At 70.2% G+C, this 14,175-nt stretch carries 13 protein-coding genes; 3 read left to right on the forward strand and 10 right to left on the reverse strand.

Features of this window, described 5'->3' with window-relative positions; translation table 11 throughout:
* Positions 1-518: 518 nt before the first annotated feature.
* Entirely contained in the window at positions 519-1,313 is a 795-nt protein-coding gene (locus tag OWM54_RS11060) for a dioxygenase (protein ID WP_267697477.1), read from the forward strand.
* 337 nt (positions 1,314-1,650) lie between these two features.
* Here OWM54_RS11060 and OWM54_RS11065 read toward each other — a convergent pair whose 3' ends face one another.
* The 3 genes from OWM54_RS11065 to OWM54_RS11075 all read right to left on the reverse strand — a co-directional run bounded on the left by OWM54_RS11065 (position 1,651) and on the right by OWM54_RS11075 (position 4,567).
* Entirely contained in the window at positions 1,651-2,625 is a 975-nt protein-coding gene (locus OWM54_RS11065) for a TolB family protein (protein ID WP_267697478.1), read from the reverse strand.
* Positions 2,626-2,738: 113 nt separating this feature from the next.
* Entirely contained in the window at positions 2,739-3,524 is a 786-nt protein-coding gene (locus tag OWM54_RS11070) for a LytR/AlgR family response regulator transcription factor (protein WP_141327534.1), read from the reverse strand.
* Positions 3,521-4,567 carry a sensor histidine kinase gene (locus OWM54_RS11075; protein WP_267697479.1) on the reverse strand — a complete coding sequence of 349 codons (1,047 nt, stop codon included), beginning with the start codon at positions 4,565-4,567 and terminating at the stop codon, positions 3,521-3,523. The genes OWM54_RS11070 and OWM54_RS11075 overlap by 4 nt, the downstream gene beginning before the upstream one ends.
* Before the next feature lie 129 nt (positions 4,568-4,696).
* Between OWM54_RS11075 and OWM54_RS11080 the strand changes: the two genes are divergently transcribed.
* Entirely contained in the window at positions 4,697-6,142 is a 1,446-nt protein-coding gene (locus OWM54_RS11080; RefSeq protein WP_267697480.1) for an RCC1 domain-containing protein, read from the forward strand.
* A gap of 7 nt (positions 6,143-6,149) precedes the next feature.
* Here the strand turns inward: OWM54_RS11080 and OWM54_RS11085 are convergent, their stop codons facing one another.
* The 3 genes from OWM54_RS11085 to OWM54_RS11095 all read right to left on the reverse strand — a co-directional run bounded on the left by OWM54_RS11085 (position 6,150) and on the right by OWM54_RS11095 (position 9,273).
* Complete coding sequence (locus tag OWM54_RS11085) at positions 6,150-6,371, reverse strand: WG repeat-containing protein (protein WP_267697481.1); 222 nt, start codon at positions 6,369-6,371, stop codon at positions 6,150-6,152.
* Between the two features lie 39 nt (positions 6,372-6,410).
* Positions 6,411-8,525: an endo-1,3-alpha-glucanase family glycosylhydrolase gene (locus tag OWM54_RS11090; RefSeq protein WP_267697482.1), complete on the reverse strand. Its 2,115-nt coding sequence runs from the start codon at positions 8,523-8,525 to the stop codon at positions 6,411-6,413.
* 139 nt (positions 8,526-8,664) lie between these two features.
* A complete protein-coding gene (locus OWM54_RS11095) occupies positions 8,665-9,273 on the reverse strand; it encodes a hypothetical protein (RefSeq protein ID WP_267697483.1) in 609 nt (202 codons plus the stop codon).
* Positions 9,274-9,408: 135 nt separating this feature from the next.
* On the opposite strand from OWM54_RS11095, the gene OWM54_RS11100 reads away from it, so the two are divergent.
* Positions 9,409-10,428, forward strand: a complete 1,020-nt coding sequence (locus OWM54_RS11100) for a DUF6268 family outer membrane beta-barrel protein (protein WP_267697484.1) — start codon at positions 9,409-9,411, stop codon at positions 10,426-10,428.
* On the opposite strand, the gene OWM54_RS11105 is transcribed toward OWM54_RS11100, so the two are convergent.
* The 4 genes from OWM54_RS11105 to OWM54_RS11120 all read right to left on the reverse strand — a co-directional run bounded on the left by OWM54_RS11105 (position 10,418) and on the right by OWM54_RS11120 (position 14,139).
* Positions 10,418-12,115, reverse strand: coding sequence for a dihydroxyacetone kinase family protein (locus tag OWM54_RS11105; RefSeq protein ID WP_267697485.1), 1,698 nt, complete (start codon positions 12,113-12,115; stop codon positions 10,418-10,420). The two genes, OWM54_RS11100 and OWM54_RS11105, sit on opposite strands and share 11 nt — an antisense overlap.
* Positions 12,116-12,512: 397 nt before the next feature.
* Positions 12,513-12,914, reverse strand: a complete 402-nt coding sequence (locus OWM54_RS11110) for a tetratricopeptide repeat protein (RefSeq protein ID WP_267697486.1) — start codon at positions 12,912-12,914, stop codon at positions 12,513-12,515.
* 46 nt (positions 12,915-12,960) lie between these two features.
* A complete protein-coding gene (locus OWM54_RS11115) occupies positions 12,961-13,455 on the reverse strand; it encodes a nuclear transport factor 2 family protein (RefSeq protein ID WP_267697487.1) in 495 nt (164 codons plus the stop codon).
* Between the two features lie 63 nt (positions 13,456-13,518).
* Positions 13,519-14,139: a trimeric intracellular cation channel family protein gene (locus OWM54_RS11120; protein ID WP_141327543.1), complete on the reverse strand. Its 621-nt coding sequence runs from the start codon at positions 14,137-14,139 to the stop codon at positions 13,519-13,521.
* Positions 14,140-14,175: the final 36 nt, after the last annotated feature.

A 14,175-nucleotide genomic window follows, 5' to 3' on the forward strand; every position in this document is an offset into this window, starting at 1 on the left:
CGTGACACTTCGTTCCCCGGCCTCGACAGCTCCGCTCCCACCCCGGACACGGGTTGCAGCATCTCGCTGCGCCACGTTGCGCCAGAGCCGTTGCCGCCCCGTGGGTGTCTCGGACGGCGTGTAGTTCCACACCTCGCCATGGCTGGACGCCTGCGGCACGGATGCACAACCCGTCGTGGTCAAGGCGACCACCAGGAGCAGGGACAGTGGACCAGACCAGCGGCATCGCCTCCTGGACATGCAGGACTCCTGGGCACGCCTCGGTATGGGCGTGGGACGAGTCCCGAGTCTCGCGGAGTCACTCGAGCCGTAGAAGCACCTCCAGCATCCTTCCCGTATCCGGCCTGAACCCAGCAACGGGGGTCCTCCCACCCACGAGTACGCAGGAAGCCCGCGCTCCGGCGCGACACGAACCTCCAGTCGCCAACACCTGTCGGGACAGGCGTTGAGTGGACCACGCCCGCGCGGACTTCCTTCAGACCGGGTTCCTACCTTGGCACGACCCAAGGGGAGGACACATGAGCGACGAGGATCCGCGTCACCATCAAGGGCTCCAGCAGGACCTGCGCGTCCTGATGGCACGCGCGGGACGCAGACAGGTGCTGCGCTGGATGGCCGGCGCCAGCCTCATTCCATGGCTCGGCTGCGGCGACGATGACGACCCGACACCGGACCCGTCCGGCTGCTCGCGCATCCCCGAGGAGACCGCCGGCCCCTACCCCGCCGACGGCTCGAACGGCCCCAATGTCCTCCAGCAGTCGGGCATCGTCCGCTCGGACATCCGCGCGAGCTTCGGCAACACCCGCACCGTCGCCGAGGGAGTCCTCACGACGGTGACACTCACCCTCGTCGACGTCAACGATGCCTGCGCCCCGCTCGCCGGCCGCGCCGTCTATCTGTGGCACTGCGACAACTCGGGGGAGTACTCCCTCTACGGCGCGGGCATCACGAACGAGAACTACCTGCGCGGCGTGCAGGAGACCAACAGCCAGGGCCAGGTCACCTTCACCAGCATCTTCCCCGCCTGCTACAGCGGCCGCTGGCCCCACATCCACTTCGAGGTGTACCCGGACCTGGCCTCGGCCACCTCGTCCACGAACAAGCAGGTCACCTCCCAGCTCGCCCTGCCCAAGGCCGCCTGCGACGAGGTCTACGCCACGTCCGGCTACTCGCAGAGCGTCGCCAACTTCCAGCGCGTCAGCCTCGCGACGGACAACGTCTTCAGCGATGGCTCCTCCACCCAGGTCGCCACCGTGACGGGCAGCGTCGCGGACGGCTACGTCGTCACGCTCGTCGTGGGCATCCCGGGCTGAAGCCGAGGCGCCCCAGGGGCACCACTCCACGCCCCGTCTCGCCGCCCGACGACGAAGCCATCCCCCGGCCAACATGCGCGTCGCAGGCACGCTGGCGCTGCGCGCGCCGAAGCCACACAGCGAAGGCGGACGAGGAGTGGCCCTGCTCCACTCCTCGCCCACCCCGCCTTGCCACCCGACGAGAACGCCGCCCCCGGGCGGAGGGCGCCCCCATCGTCAAACCCACCTCACGGCCACGGCGAGGACGGACGAGACGTGGCGCGGCTCCACCACGCCTCGCCCGCCGCGCCTTGCTGCGTGGCGAGGGCGCCGCCCCCGGGCGGAGGGCGCCTCGCCGTCACTGGAACAGCAGGCAGAGGGTGTCGAGCGTGTAGAAGTCCGACGGCACGAACGGGGCCCACGTCTGGCGCACGAAGTAGAGGTGACGGCCGTCCACGCTCAGCGACGGGTGGAACTCGTCCTTCTCCGTGTTCACCGCCGGCCCCAGGTTGATGGCCTTCGTCCACTTCCCGCCGAGGTTGACGCTCGCGTACAAGTCACCGAGCCCGTAACCCTCCGGCCGGTTGAGCGACGCGAAGATGAGCACCCGCCCATCCGCGGAGATGTGCGAGTTGTACTCCCAATAATCCGGGCTGTTGATGGCCGCGCTCAGCTTCTCCGCCGGCGCGTACCCCGGCCCCCGCCGCTCCGCGCGATACACGTTGAAGTCCGAGTCGAACGTCCCGCTCGCGAAGTACAACGTCCCATCCCGCGTGGCGCTCACGTACAGCTCCTGCCGGTCCGAGTTCACGTTCGGCCCCAGGTGCAGCGGCTCACCCCAGCTCCCATCCGCCTGCCTGTGCACCACCCACAGGTCCGAGTCCGCGCGCTCCTCGGTCCCCGTCACCGGCCGCGTGGACGAGAAGAAGAGCGACTGGCCGTCGACCGACAGGAACGGGTCCGTGTCCAGCCACGTCCCCGAGAAGGACACCAACTGGCCCGGCGTGAAGTGGCCGTTCACCTTGCGCGTCTCGTAGATGGCCTGGAACGGCGCCTCCGCCGAGTCCACGTGGTAGTACGCCGTGTTGCCGTCCGCGGAGAAGGTAAGCCGGTACTCGGAGCGGTCCGGCAGCGAGACCTCTCCAGGCGCGAACAGGCTGCCGCCCGGAGCGCAGTTCAGGAAGCGCAGGGCCTCGCTGGACACCTCGCTCGCCCCGAGCGCCTCGGCCACCGGTGCCGTCTCGGGCGCCTGCGAGGCGCACGCCATCGACAGGGAGGACAGGGCGGCGATGAATCCCACGGACCACGACTTGCTCGGCGTGAAGCGCTGCATGCGGCGTCTCCTTTGTTGGAGACACCATCGCCTCCCTGCTCGACGGCCGCATTGACGATGGGATGAACGGTGGAGCTTCCGGGACGAACCGTGGAGCCCGCCCCGACCAACGCTCAGGAGGGCAGGTCCAGGGCCCGCTGCAGCCGGGCACGGTAGCTGCGTCCGGAGGTCAGCTTCGTGCCGTCCCGCAGGGTGAGCACCATCTCCCCGGGCGCCAGCGGCTCCACCTCCTCCACCCGGTCCAGCCGGACGATGAGCGAGCGGTGGATGCGCACGAAGTCCCTCGGGTCCAGCTTCTCCTCCACCGCGTTCATCGTCTCGCGCGTCAGGAAGGACTGCTTGCCCTGGTGGACGCAGACATAGTTGCCCTCCGCCTCCAGGTAGTCGATGTCCTCCACGCGCAAGAAGCGCATGCGCCAGCCCACCTTGGCCACCAGCCGCGTCGCATACCGCTCCGGGGCGGGGGACAGTCTCGAGGACAGCGACTCCAGCCGCTCGACCAGCTCCGCGTCCAGCTCCGTCGCCCCCGTGCGCCTGCGCTCACGCACGCGCGAGAGGCTCCGCCGGAAGCGCTCCTGGTCGAAGGGCTTGAGCAGGTAGTCGAGCGCGTTCGCCTCGAACGCCTGCACCGCGAAGTCCCGGTGCGCCGTCACGAAGATGACCGCCGGCGGGTGCTCGCGCGACACCGCCCGCAGCACCCCGAAGCCATCCGGCTCCGGCATCTGCACGTCCAGCAGCACCAGGTCCGGGCGCTGCCTGCCGATGGCGTCGATGGCCTCGTTGCCGTCCCGACACTCACCGATGACGGCCATGTCCGGCTCCTCCGAGAGCAGCTCCTTGAGCCGCGCCCGGGCGAGCGGTTCGTCGTCGACGATGAGCACGCGGATGGGCTGCGTCACGCCGCACGCTCCGTCCGGAAGGGAATGGCCAGCGACACCCGCGCCCCACCCTCCTCGCGAGCCTCCAGCTTCAGCCGATGCGCGGGGCCGTAGAGCTGCACCAGGCGCTCGCGGGTGATCCACAGCCCCTTGCCGCCCCGCTCGGACTTCGCCGCCGCGCCCTCGCGCAGCCCCACGCCGTCGTCGCGGACCTCCAGCAGCAGCTCCGGCCCCTCGCGCCTGGCCGTCACCGTCACCGTGCCCGGCGCCGAGCGCGGCGCGATGCCGTGCTGGATGGCGTTCTCCACCAGGGGCTGCAGCACCAGGTGCGGCACCCGCGCGCCCAGCGCCTCCCGCGAGATGTCCTGCTCCACCCGGAGCCGGTCGTTGAAGCGCACGCCCTGGATGTCCAGGTAGAGCTGGAGCGTGCGCAGCTCGTCGCGCAGGGGCACCTCCTCGCGCCCCGCCGCCTGGAGCGTCTCCCGCAGCAGGTCACTGAGGCGCGCAATCATCCGCTCGCTGCCCAGCGGGTCCCTGCGCACCAGCGCGCAGATGGAGTTTAGCGTGTTGAAGAGGAAGTGCGGATGCAGCTGCGCCTCCAGCGCGTGGAGCTGCGCGCGGGCGAGCTGGGTGTCACGCAGCCGCAGCTGCTCCGCGTAGTAGATGGCGTGGGCCACGCCCAGGAGCGTCAGGTAGATGAACGGGTTGTAGAGCAGCGCATGCTCGAGCACCGCCGTGTACGCGGGCGGCGCGTCGTACCAGTGGAAGTACGGGTCCAGCGAGTAGATGACCGTCGCCCGGAAGAACGAGACCGCGAGCGCGCCCCCCACATGCAGCGCGAGCCGCGAGCGCCACAGGCGCCGGTCGAACGGAAAGCGTAGGCCGAAGTGCACCACCGCGATGGTGACGGGCGCCCACAGCGCCGTGGCGAAGCCATCCGTGAGCAGCGCATGCGTCCAGGACACGCCCCGCACGGAGTGCGCCTCACTGGAGGCCGCCAGTCCCTGCAAGGTCCAATAGGAGAAGGCCCCCACCCACAACAGCCAGCCGCGTCCGCGTGACATGGCAGCAAGGTACACAAACTCACATCGACATTCCCACCCGCGCGCATTCCTCCTCGGAGGCACGAACCCTGGCGAGCCCCTCCAGGACCTGACTTTCCTTCATTATGGCAATCGAGTGACAATAGAAACATGCCACTCCTTCGCGCCCTCTTCGCCTCGCTCGCCGTGGTCCTCGTTGGCTGCTCCGGGTCGCCCGCTCAACCAGAGGGGGAGGGCCCGCTGGACGAGGCGCTCGGCCAGGAAGCCCTGGGCGACGCGGGGACTCCCGACGCGGGAGACAGCCTCGCGGGGCTGACACACATCGCCACCGCGGAGTATCAGCTGTTCTACCTGGTGGACGGACGCGTGCTGGGGCTCGGCTCCAACCGCGCGGGGCAGCTCGGCGTGGGGCACTCCAACCCGTACAACCAGGTCCCGCCGGTGGACATCGCCCTGCCCCAGGGACTGCGCTTCAAGGACGTGGCGGGCGGCGGCTTCCAGAGCGTGGCGCTCGACACCCTGGGCCGCGTGTGGACCTTCGGGCAGAACCTCTACGGCCAACGCGGGGATGGCACCACGAACGACCAACCCAACCGCGCCACCACGCCGAACAACGGACAGCCGTACCTGGTCCTCACGGACTCCACCGGCGAGACGTTCGACAACGTCATCAAGGTGCGCAGCGCGCTGCTCTTCAACATGGCGCTCAAGGCGGACGGCTCCTTCTGGGTCTGGGGCATGAGCGGCACCGCGATTGGCAACACGCTGGGCATCGCCGGGGACGGGAATACGGCGCCGCGCAACATCACCCGGCCCACGAAGGTCCCCCTGCCCCAGGGTGTGCGAATCACGAGCTTCACCACCAACGACACCTCCATCTTCGCGCTGGATGACACGGGCAAGGCATGGGCCTGGGGCGGGAGCGCCGCGGCGGAGACGCTGGGCACGGGCAGGTTCAACGACTACGCGCGCCCCAACCCGCTGAGCATCCCGACGCGCGTGAAGGAGCTCGCCGCGGGTGGCAGCCGCTGGGCGGTGGCGCTCGATGAAGCAGGTGACCTCTGGGGCTGGGGCCTGCAGGGCACCTTCCTGGGACTCGGCCCGCCGGCGGGCGGCTGGTACCCCGTGGCCACGCCGCGCAAGCTGTCGTTCCCGGAGTTCGGCTCGCGCAGAATCGTGCACGTCACGGCGAACGGCCACGCCACGCACGTCATCCTGGACGACGGCTCGCTGTGGGGTTGGGGCGACAGCGCGATGGGCGAGGTGGGCAACGGCGTGATGCTGGACTTCGCCACCTACCACACGCCCTACCAGTGGGACTGGTCCAACTACCAGAAGATGGTCTTCCGTCCCGTGCAGGTCGCCCCGGGCGTGACGTTCAAGGCGCTGCACAACACCGCGCAGTCCTTCTACGGCTACGCCACCGCCACGGACGGCACCCTCTACTCCTGGGGCCGCAACAAGACGGGCGTGCTGGGCAACGGGGTGCTGCCCACCGGAGACGTGGCGGGCCGCCCGGACAGCTGGAACGTGGCCACCGCCACGCCCGTGCCCGCGCACAGGCTCACCGTCGGCATCCCCACGCCGTCGAAGTAACCAGCGCTCAACCGGCGTTCAGCACGACGGCCCGTCCGTGGGTGAAGGGCTGGGCCGACGCGAAGCGGGGCGTCAGCGCCCAGCTCCCATCCGGGTGGATGTAGCCGAACAGGCCGCCCTCCTTCGCGGCGGCCAGCCCTTCCGAGAACCCGCCGTTCACCGCCTCGAAGCGGGGCTCGATGACCTGGGCCCCCTTCGTGTCGATGAAGCCGTAGCGCGTGGCGGACATGACGCGGACCCTAGACACCAGGTCCGCGCCCGTCCACGCTCAGGGCCGCGTGCAGGAGCGTCCACCGCCCGCGTGATACATGAAGTCTTGGTAGACGGTTTGCGCGACGACGGGTGTGGCGCTCTGGAGCCGTTGCACCGTGACGCCGTTGCGCTGGAGCTCGAACACGGGCGTGGTGCCGGGAACGAGCGGCGCCTGGAAGGCCGTCACGCCGGCGCTCGTCACGTCCAGAGTGCGCACGTCCGTGCCTTGTATGATGACCAGCCGGCCCGGCTCCTTGAGGAACGCGAGCAGCTCCACCTGGTTGGACGCGGCCACGCCGCCGCGCAGCTTCATGGCGCGCGCGGTCTGCTTCGTGGCATCGAACGGCGCGTCGGTGCGGTGTCGGCGGTGCGTGTAGTAGAGCGTGTCGCGGACGATGGTGGGCCGCTGCCCCGTCTTGAACCAGGTGGTGTAGTACGCAATCCAATCCATGATGACGTAGCCGCGCTCCTGCGACGCCGTCATCCACGACTCGCCGTAGTCCGTCAGCGTCAGCAGCGTCACCCAGTCCGCGTCGCCCTCCATCGCCTTCTCGAACTGCGTGCGGAACGCCAGGCTGTTCTGCGCCTCCCAGTACACGCGGCTGCTGTTCTCGCTGTCGGTGAGCTTGTGGCGCACGTCCTCGAACGCCACGGGAGACATCCACCGCTTGCCGCGCCGGTGCGACTCCACGCTCCAGCGGCGCATCGCCTCCCCGGACTGCGCGGTGCGCTCACCCCAGGTGGAGAAGCCCGTCACCAGGTCGTTCCACTCCGCGTACTTCGTCACGTCTCCCGTGTACGAGAGCAGCGGCCAGTAGGTGACCTGGATGCCCTGGGACGCAAGCCGCGTCTTCACCTCCGTCCACCAGGCCACCGACTTGCGCTCCGGGTTGAAACTGGCCAGCACGACAGCGCCGTCGAGCCTGTGCACGGACGGGTGGTTGGCGACGGAGGCAATCATCGACACCAGGCCGTCCGTGGTGCCCGTGGCCTCGGTGGGGAAGTCGGGGCTGAGGACGATGCGGAACTCCGGGTCCACGGCCGCCGCGGCGGCGAGCATCGTGGTCAGCTGGTTGTTCCGCGTGTCGGACGAGACGCGGTATGGGTGCTCGTAGAGGAAACCGTCCATGCCGGCGGCGATGGCGCGGCGCACCTCCACCTCGAAGTCACGCTGTCGCCACGCGCTGTCGGCCCAGGGCGCTCGCGGCAGCGGCCGGTCACGCATCAGCCCGCCGATGTTCGCGTACTCCCCGCCGCGCGCCTCGGGCGTCAGCCAGCTGGTCCAGTGGTCCTCGGCGGGGGCCTTGTTGTCGATGGAGATGGGGAAGATGGGGTAATAGAAGCCGAAGACCTTCTTCGGCGCCGCGCGCAGCACGCTCGTCGCGGGCATGTCGAACGGGTAGCACTGCGAGATGGGCGAGGGCGCGGGTGCCACCGTCGCGCTCAGCTCCAGGTCGAAGCGCGCATCCGACGTGTTGGCCGCGGACTGGTGCAGCTCCACCGCGAGCACGTTCGTGCCCGTGCGCAGCGCCGCCGTGTCGAGGGCCTGCGCGTGCCACGTCTGCTCCTCCACGGGCAGGGAGATGGTGGCGGGCGCCAGCGTGCGATAGCCCACCGTGCCCGAAGGCAGGTTGCTGCGGAGCACCTCCACACCATTCAGGTAGACGATGGCGCCGTCGTCGCGCTGCAAGCGCAGGCGCAGTTCGCGCACCGACGCCGCGTCCGTCACCGTGAAGGCGCGCCGGAAGTACGTGGTGATGTGCTTGCTTGCCGTGTTGCTCCCGAAGGAGACCGTCGTGGACAGGTCCGTCTCCGCGTAGCCCAGCGGTGACGCGCCCGAGGCCCACGCGCCATCCGCGTAGCCCGGCGCCGTCCAGCCCGTGCCCAGGTCCACGCCCGTGTCCAGGTAGCGCCACGTCGCGCCCGACGCGACGAGCACCGTCTCCAGCGCGTCAGCGGCCGTCCCTAGGGAGCTCGCCTCCCCTGGCGTCGAGGGAGCCTCGTCCTGGGGAGTGCCGCCAGAGGAGACGTCCTGCTCCTCCGGTGCTCCACCCGCGCAGGACCACGAGAGCAACGGCACCAGCAAGGACACGGCGAGCCGTGCCCGGGGGAACGCCCAGGGTGTGTGCATGGATTGGACCTCGGAGGGCTCTTCGCCTTGGAGGACGAAGAGTGGGGGGTTGCTCCTCGGACACACGCACGCTCCGGATGGCGCGAACAATCCGGAGGTTTCCTGGTTTATCGACAGCGCACCGTGCGGGGTACCCGCCTCACGCCAGCAGCGCTTCCTTCTTCAGCAGCTTCTTGGCGAGCGTGGTGTAGGACCACTCGCCCTCCTCGTCGACGAGCCCCTTCTGGAGCAGCTTGCTCAGCCTGGGACCGATTTCGCTCGAGTGACCGACGAGGTGGTGCTCCGCGCTCACCTTGCCGATGGCGTCCTCGCGGTCATCCGCCACGACGAGCCGGGCCGTCAGCGTGTCGGCGTAGGTCGAGTAGTCGCTGTAGTAGGTCCACGCGACGCCCTGGACCTTGAAGGCGCCGAGGACGACGACCTCGCCGTGCACGAGCAGGTTGCCCGCCTGGAGCGCGCCGCCGACGAAGAGCAGCGAGTAGTCGAAGCCCTCGTGGATGATGCTGCCTTCGACGACCAGGTTGCCCGCGACGAGCAGCCGCCCCTGGTCCTCGAGCACCAGGTTGCCCTTCACCACGAGGCCGCCGCCCACGCGCCGGTCCTCGCCCTCGCAGATGCGCAGGTCGCCCGACACCTGCTCGACGGTGTCGGTGGGTGTCAGCTTCGCCTTGAGCGCCGCCCGCTTGGAGGCCGAGCCGGCCTTGTCATGCAACGAGGCTTCCTGCAGCAACGTATCGAAGAGCTTCATGGAGCCAGGGTAGAAGTCCGCGGCCCGGGTGACGAGGACAATGTCTTCGGCGGACTCCCTGGACGGACGTGGGGGCGCCGACTCCCTGTATAGTGGGGGCTCGGCCGGGAAAACCGTGGTGAGGTCCATGTGTCAGTGACCAGGGCTGTGCGCTGGGCGCCCCTCCAACAGGTGCTGCTCGCCTGCGTGCTCGTCTTCGCGGGAACGGGTTCGGCGCAGACGACGGAGGACCGGGCCTATGTCGGCATCACCGTCGCGCGGGGGACCCGCATCGGCTCGCAGGGCGGGCGACTGGACGAACGACATCAGCTGGATTTGCGCCTGCCGCTTCCTCCCCTCTTCCTGGGGAAGACGGTGCTGGTGCCCTCGTTCGGGTACGAGACGCGCTTCATGGGGCTCGAGCGACGCGGCCCGCTCGCGGACGTGTCCGAGGAGGACCTGAGCCGGCGCTTCCATCGCTTCAGCCTGGGGCTCACGGTGATTCGCCCGCTGGCGCCCCGGTGGATGCTCATCTCGGGCGTGTCCGCGAATCCGCGCACGGACTTCAAGAGCTCGTTCGACGTGGGGCTGGACACGTCGTGGGCGGGCTTCGCCATGGCGAACTACCTGATTGGCGGAGACCCGGACGTGCGGCTCACCTTCGGGCTCGTCGCCCTCTATCCGTTCGACGCCACGCCCATCATCCCCATGGCGGCCTTCACCTACCGCAAGGGCGCGTACATCCTGGAGCTGGGCCTGCCCCGGCTCACCGCGATGCTCAAGGTGGGCGACGGTCTGGAGCTGGGCCTCAGCGCCATGTTCGACCAGCAGGTGTTCCGCACGCGCCTGCCCGAGGGCAGCCAGGACCTGGCGGCCCGCTACGTGCGGGAGACGGCGCTGCGCGCGGGCCCCACGGTGAACACGCGATTGGGTGGCAGCAGCCTGTGGTTGAGCACTTCGCTGGGGCTCGACTTCCTGAACGACTACGCGCTGCTCGACAGGAACCGGGACCGGGTGGAGCTGGGGATGCTCCAGTCCACGGGCCCGGCGCCCTACCTGCGGGTGTCGCTCGGGTGGCGGCCCCCGAAGCGGGTCTCGGCCACCTCGCGTCCGGCCGCGAACAGCCTGTCGGGGGTGCCGCCGTCGAAGGGCAGCACGCCTCCGCTCATCCGATGAAGGGCGTGAGCGCCTTCACCCAGACGACGACGGCGGCGGCGCCCGCATCCGGGACACCGAGCGCGCGGCTCCCCAGGTAGCTGGCGCGCCCCAGGCGGGGCTGCATGCGCGAGGTGGCGTCGGCGCCCTGCTCCGCCTCGCGCACGCACGCGGCCCAGGCCTCGGCGGGTGGCTGTCCCGCCTTCAGCGCCTGGGCGAAGGTGTCCGCCGCGGGACGGAGCGCATCCAGCATGGTGCGGTCTCCGGGCCTGGCGCCGCCGAGGTTCGCCACGGCGTCGACGGCGAGGACGAACGCCTCCGCCCAGGCCGGCGCATCCACGGGCCCTTCCGACAAGCGGCGTGCGGCGCGCAGCAGCGCCGTGGCATAGAACGGCCCGGAGCTTCCGCCGATGGCGCGGCGCAGGGCCTCACCGATGGAGGTGAGGGCTCGCGAGGGACTCGTCCACGAGGACTCGGGGAGCGCGCGGATGGCCGCGGCGCCGCGCGACAGGCTGATGCCCAGGTCGCCATCGCCCGCCGCGCTGTCGAGCTCCGTCAGGCGCGACTCGCTCGCCTCGAAAGCGGACGCCACCGCGAGCGCCGCCGCGTGGACCTTCTCCATCCCCGCTGGCTTCGCGGCGGGGGCTGAGGACACGGAGGGCGCGGCGGTGACGGGCCTGGGCGCACGCTCCGGAGCGAGCCGCCCTTCCCCGCCCCATGCGGGCGCGGACGTCTTCGCGTCCAGCCGGGTCAGCAGGTTGTCGTCGACCTTCAACAGAGACAACGAGCAGCCGGGCATCTCCAGCGCGGAGAGGAACGTCCCGCTCCAGGCCCGCTCGACGCGAAGGCCTCGTTCGCGCAGGACGGCCAGCGCACGGCGCGTGACGATGGCGAGCTCCATCGGCGGCGTGCCACCGAGTCCATTGACGAGCAACGCCACGCGCGCGCCCGAGGTCAGACGGCGGTCCTCGACGATGGCGGCGAGCAGCGTCTCCACCAGCGCGTCCGCGGACTGGAGCTCAGCGCGCAGAACGCCCTGCTCACCGTGGATGCCCAGGCCCAGTTCGATCTCCTCGTCGCCGAGGGTGAAGCCGGGGCGCCCCGCCGCGGGCACTGTGCAGGGCCCGAGCGCGACGCCCATGGTGCCCAGCTCCGCCGATGCGGCCTGGGCCTCGCGGAGCACGTCCGACAGAGAAAGTCCGGCGGCGGCCGCGGCGCCCGCGACCTTGTGCACGAGCACGGTGCCGGCGATGCCGCGACGGCGCGACGGCTCCACGGTGTCGCGCAGGGCGACATCATCGGCCACCACCACGACCTCCACGGGAATGCCCTCGGCGCGGGCCAGCTCCGCGGCGAGGCCGAAGTTGAGCCGGTCTCCGGTGTAGTTCTTCACCACGAGCAACGAGCCCGCGGGGCCGGACACCGCGCGGATGGCGGTGAGCACGGCGTCGGTGCTGGGCGAGGTGAACACGTCACCGGCCACGGCCGCGTCCAGCATGCCCGCGCCCACGTAGCCGGCGTGAGCGGGCTCATGGCCACTGCCGCCGCCGGAGATGATGGACACCTTGCGCTGTCGGGGGTCCTCGGGCGTGTCGCTCCGGATGACCACCGTCTCGTCATCGAGCAACACCTGTCCTGGAGCGAGCGCGACGAATCCCTCCAGCATCTGCCTCACGACGGCCTTGGGCTCATTGACGAGCTTCTTCACCGGTTCCCGCTCCTTGGCGACCTGTGCTGTCCAGGGGCGGGAGTAAACCACGCGCGTGGCGCGCGGGTGCCGGGGACCCGCGGGCGACGGACCGGAATCGTCCGTCAGCGGGCACGTCACCCTCGTGCGTGAAGCGCTCGTGCCAGGGACACACAGGCGACGGACCGGGCTCGTCCGTCAGCGGGAACGTCACCCTCGCGCGTGACGCGCACTGAGGACACGCGAGCCAAGGACCGGAGTCGTCCATTACCGGGCGCGTCACTCACGCATAGGACCCACACATGTGCCGAGGACTCGCGGGCCCCGGACCGGAGTCATCCGTCGGAGGTCACCTCACGAGCATCTCGCCACCGGCGAGGTACTGCTTCAACCGGAACCACTCGCCTCGAGACCTCGCTCAACGCTCATCGCGCGCCCATGCTTCGCGGAGCTGGGCAACCCTCCTCGCGACGTCGACCTCCGCGGAGCTGCGAGCCAGTGCCTCGGCCTCGTCCAGGCAGACCTGGGCTCGGGCGACCTGCCCCGAGCGCCGATGCACCTCCGCCAGGGCAAGCAACAGGAGCGGCTCGCGCTCCGCCGCAACGGCAAGGGCCTCCTCGTAGTAGCGCACCGCGTGTGGCAGCCTCCCAGCCTCCTCACAGAGCAGCCCCGCCGTCCTCGCCAGGAGCGAGGTGTTGGCGGGGCGCTCCGCCATGGAGCGGGTGCGCCCCAACGCTGCTTCCAGGCACGAGATGGCCTGGTCAATCCTGCCCGCTCGCGCGAGCTCGGACGCGATGCGCAGGGGATGTTCATCACCCATGATGCGCTCCCTCCCAGGTGCGAGAGCAGACACCCGGAGGTGTCGCTCACGCCAGTCTCTTGCCCTGCACGAACTCCAGGCCCAGGGGATTGCCGCGGTAGTGGACGGGGTCCAGGAGCACCTTCTCGATGCGCCAGCCCTCGGCCGTCTTCACCACGTCATGCGTGTAGCGCGCGACGATGGTCCACTCCTGCTGCACGCCACCGAGCATGAAGTAGTGGGCCACCTCCGCGTAGGCCATCACCTGGGCCTGCGTCTCGTTCTTGAAGTGGATGCGGATGGTCGTCGCCGTGGCGTGCTGGACGCGGCGGAAGGCGCTCACCGCCACCCGGCCGTACTCGGCGGCCTGCTCGCGGGTGATGTGGATGGGCTCGCCGCCCATGAAGCGGCTGTAGTCCGCGGTGAGCTGGGGCGTGAAGACGTTCGCCCACCGACTCCAGTCCCCGGTGTCCTTGCCGAAGTCGATGGCCTGCCCGTACTCCGCCACCAGCTCCTGGATGGCAATCCAATCCAATACATACTGCGTGTCTTTTTCGCGCATGGACGGGAACTCTAGGCTCAGCCCGTCAGCCTGGGAATGCACGCTGAATTGCCAACAAGCGGCTCAGGGCGGAGGGAGGATTCCCGGAAGCTTCCAGTGGAGCAGGATGGCGAGCGTCCTCAATCCGAAACAGACGGCCGCGCCCACGCTCGCGGCAAGCACGGCGGAGGCGCCCAGCCTGCGCGCCAGGAGCAACGCGCCCGCGCCCGACAGCGCCGCCACCGCGTAGACATCCGCGCGCAGCACCAGGGGGACGCGCGCGAGCAGCACGTCCCGAATCGTCCCCCCGCCCGCGCCGGTGATGGCGCCCAGGAGCATGGCCGCCAGCGCGGTGGCCTTCAGCGAGAGGGCCTTGCCCGCGCCCGTCACCGTGAAGAGCGCGAGCCCCGCCGCATCCAGGATGAGCAGCGGCGTCACGGGCACGTGTCCCAAAGGGCCGCTCAGCAGCATCACCAGCGCGCCGCCGCCGAAGGCCGTCGTCGCGTAGCGCCAATCCTGGAGGGCCAGCGGCGGCACCGCGCCGAGCAGCACGTCCCGCACCATGCCTCCGCCCAGCGCGGTGGCGAAGGCGAGCACCAGGATGCCGAGCACGTCCAGGCCCGCGCGCGCCGCCGTCAGCCCTCCCTCGACGGCGAAGACGAAGGTGCCCGCGAGGTCTCCCGCTGTCAGCAGCGCACGCGACATCCCACGCGTGGGCGACCTCTCCATCGATGCTGGCCG

It is taken from the genome of Myxococcus sp. MISCRS1 (genome assembly GCF_026626605.1).
Classification (GTDB): Bacteria; Myxococcota; Myxococcia; order Myxococcales; family Myxococcaceae; genus Myxococcus; species Myxococcus fulvus.

Excerpts from the sequence above, each read along its gene's own strand:
- OWM54_RS11060 (WP_267697477.1), top strand. The coding sequence starts at position 519 with ATGAGCGACGAGGATCCGCGTCACCATCAAGGGCTCCAGCAGGACCTG.
- OWM54_RS11065 (WP_267697478.1), bottom strand. The coding sequence starts at position 2,625 with ATGCAGCGCTTCACGCCGAGCAAGTCGTGGTCCGTGGGATTCATCGCC.
- OWM54_RS11085 (WP_267697481.1), bottom strand. The coding sequence starts at position 6,371 with ATGTCCGCCACGCGCTACGGCTTCATCGACACGAAGGGGGCCCAGGTC.
- OWM54_RS11115 (WP_267697487.1), bottom strand. The coding sequence starts at position 13,455 with ATGCGCGAAAAAGACACGCAGTATGTATTGGATTGGATTGCCATCCAG.
- OWM54_RS11110 (WP_267697486.1), bottom strand. The coding sequence starts at position 12,914 with ATGGGTGATGAACATCCCCTGCGCATCGCGTCCGAGCTCGCGCGAGCG.
- OWM54_RS11095 (WP_267697483.1), bottom strand. The coding sequence starts at position 9,273 with ATGAAGCTCTTCGATACGTTGCTGCAGGAAGCCTCGTTGCATGACAAG.
- OWM54_RS11080 (WP_267697480.1), top strand. The coding sequence starts at position 4,697 with ATGCCACTCCTTCGCGCCCTCTTCGCCTCGCTCGCCGTGGTCCTCGTT.
- OWM54_RS11075 (WP_267697479.1), bottom strand. The coding sequence starts at position 4,567 with ATGTCACGCGGACGCGGCTGGCTGTTGTGGGTGGGGGCCTTCTCCTAT.
- OWM54_RS11090 (WP_267697482.1), bottom strand. The coding sequence starts at position 8,525 with ATGCACACACCCTGGGCGTTCCCCCGGGCACGGCTCGCCGTGTCCTTG.
- OWM54_RS11120 (WP_141327543.1), bottom strand. The coding sequence starts at position 14,139 with ATGTCGCGTGCGCTGCTGACAGCGGGAGACCTCGCGGGCACCTTCGTC.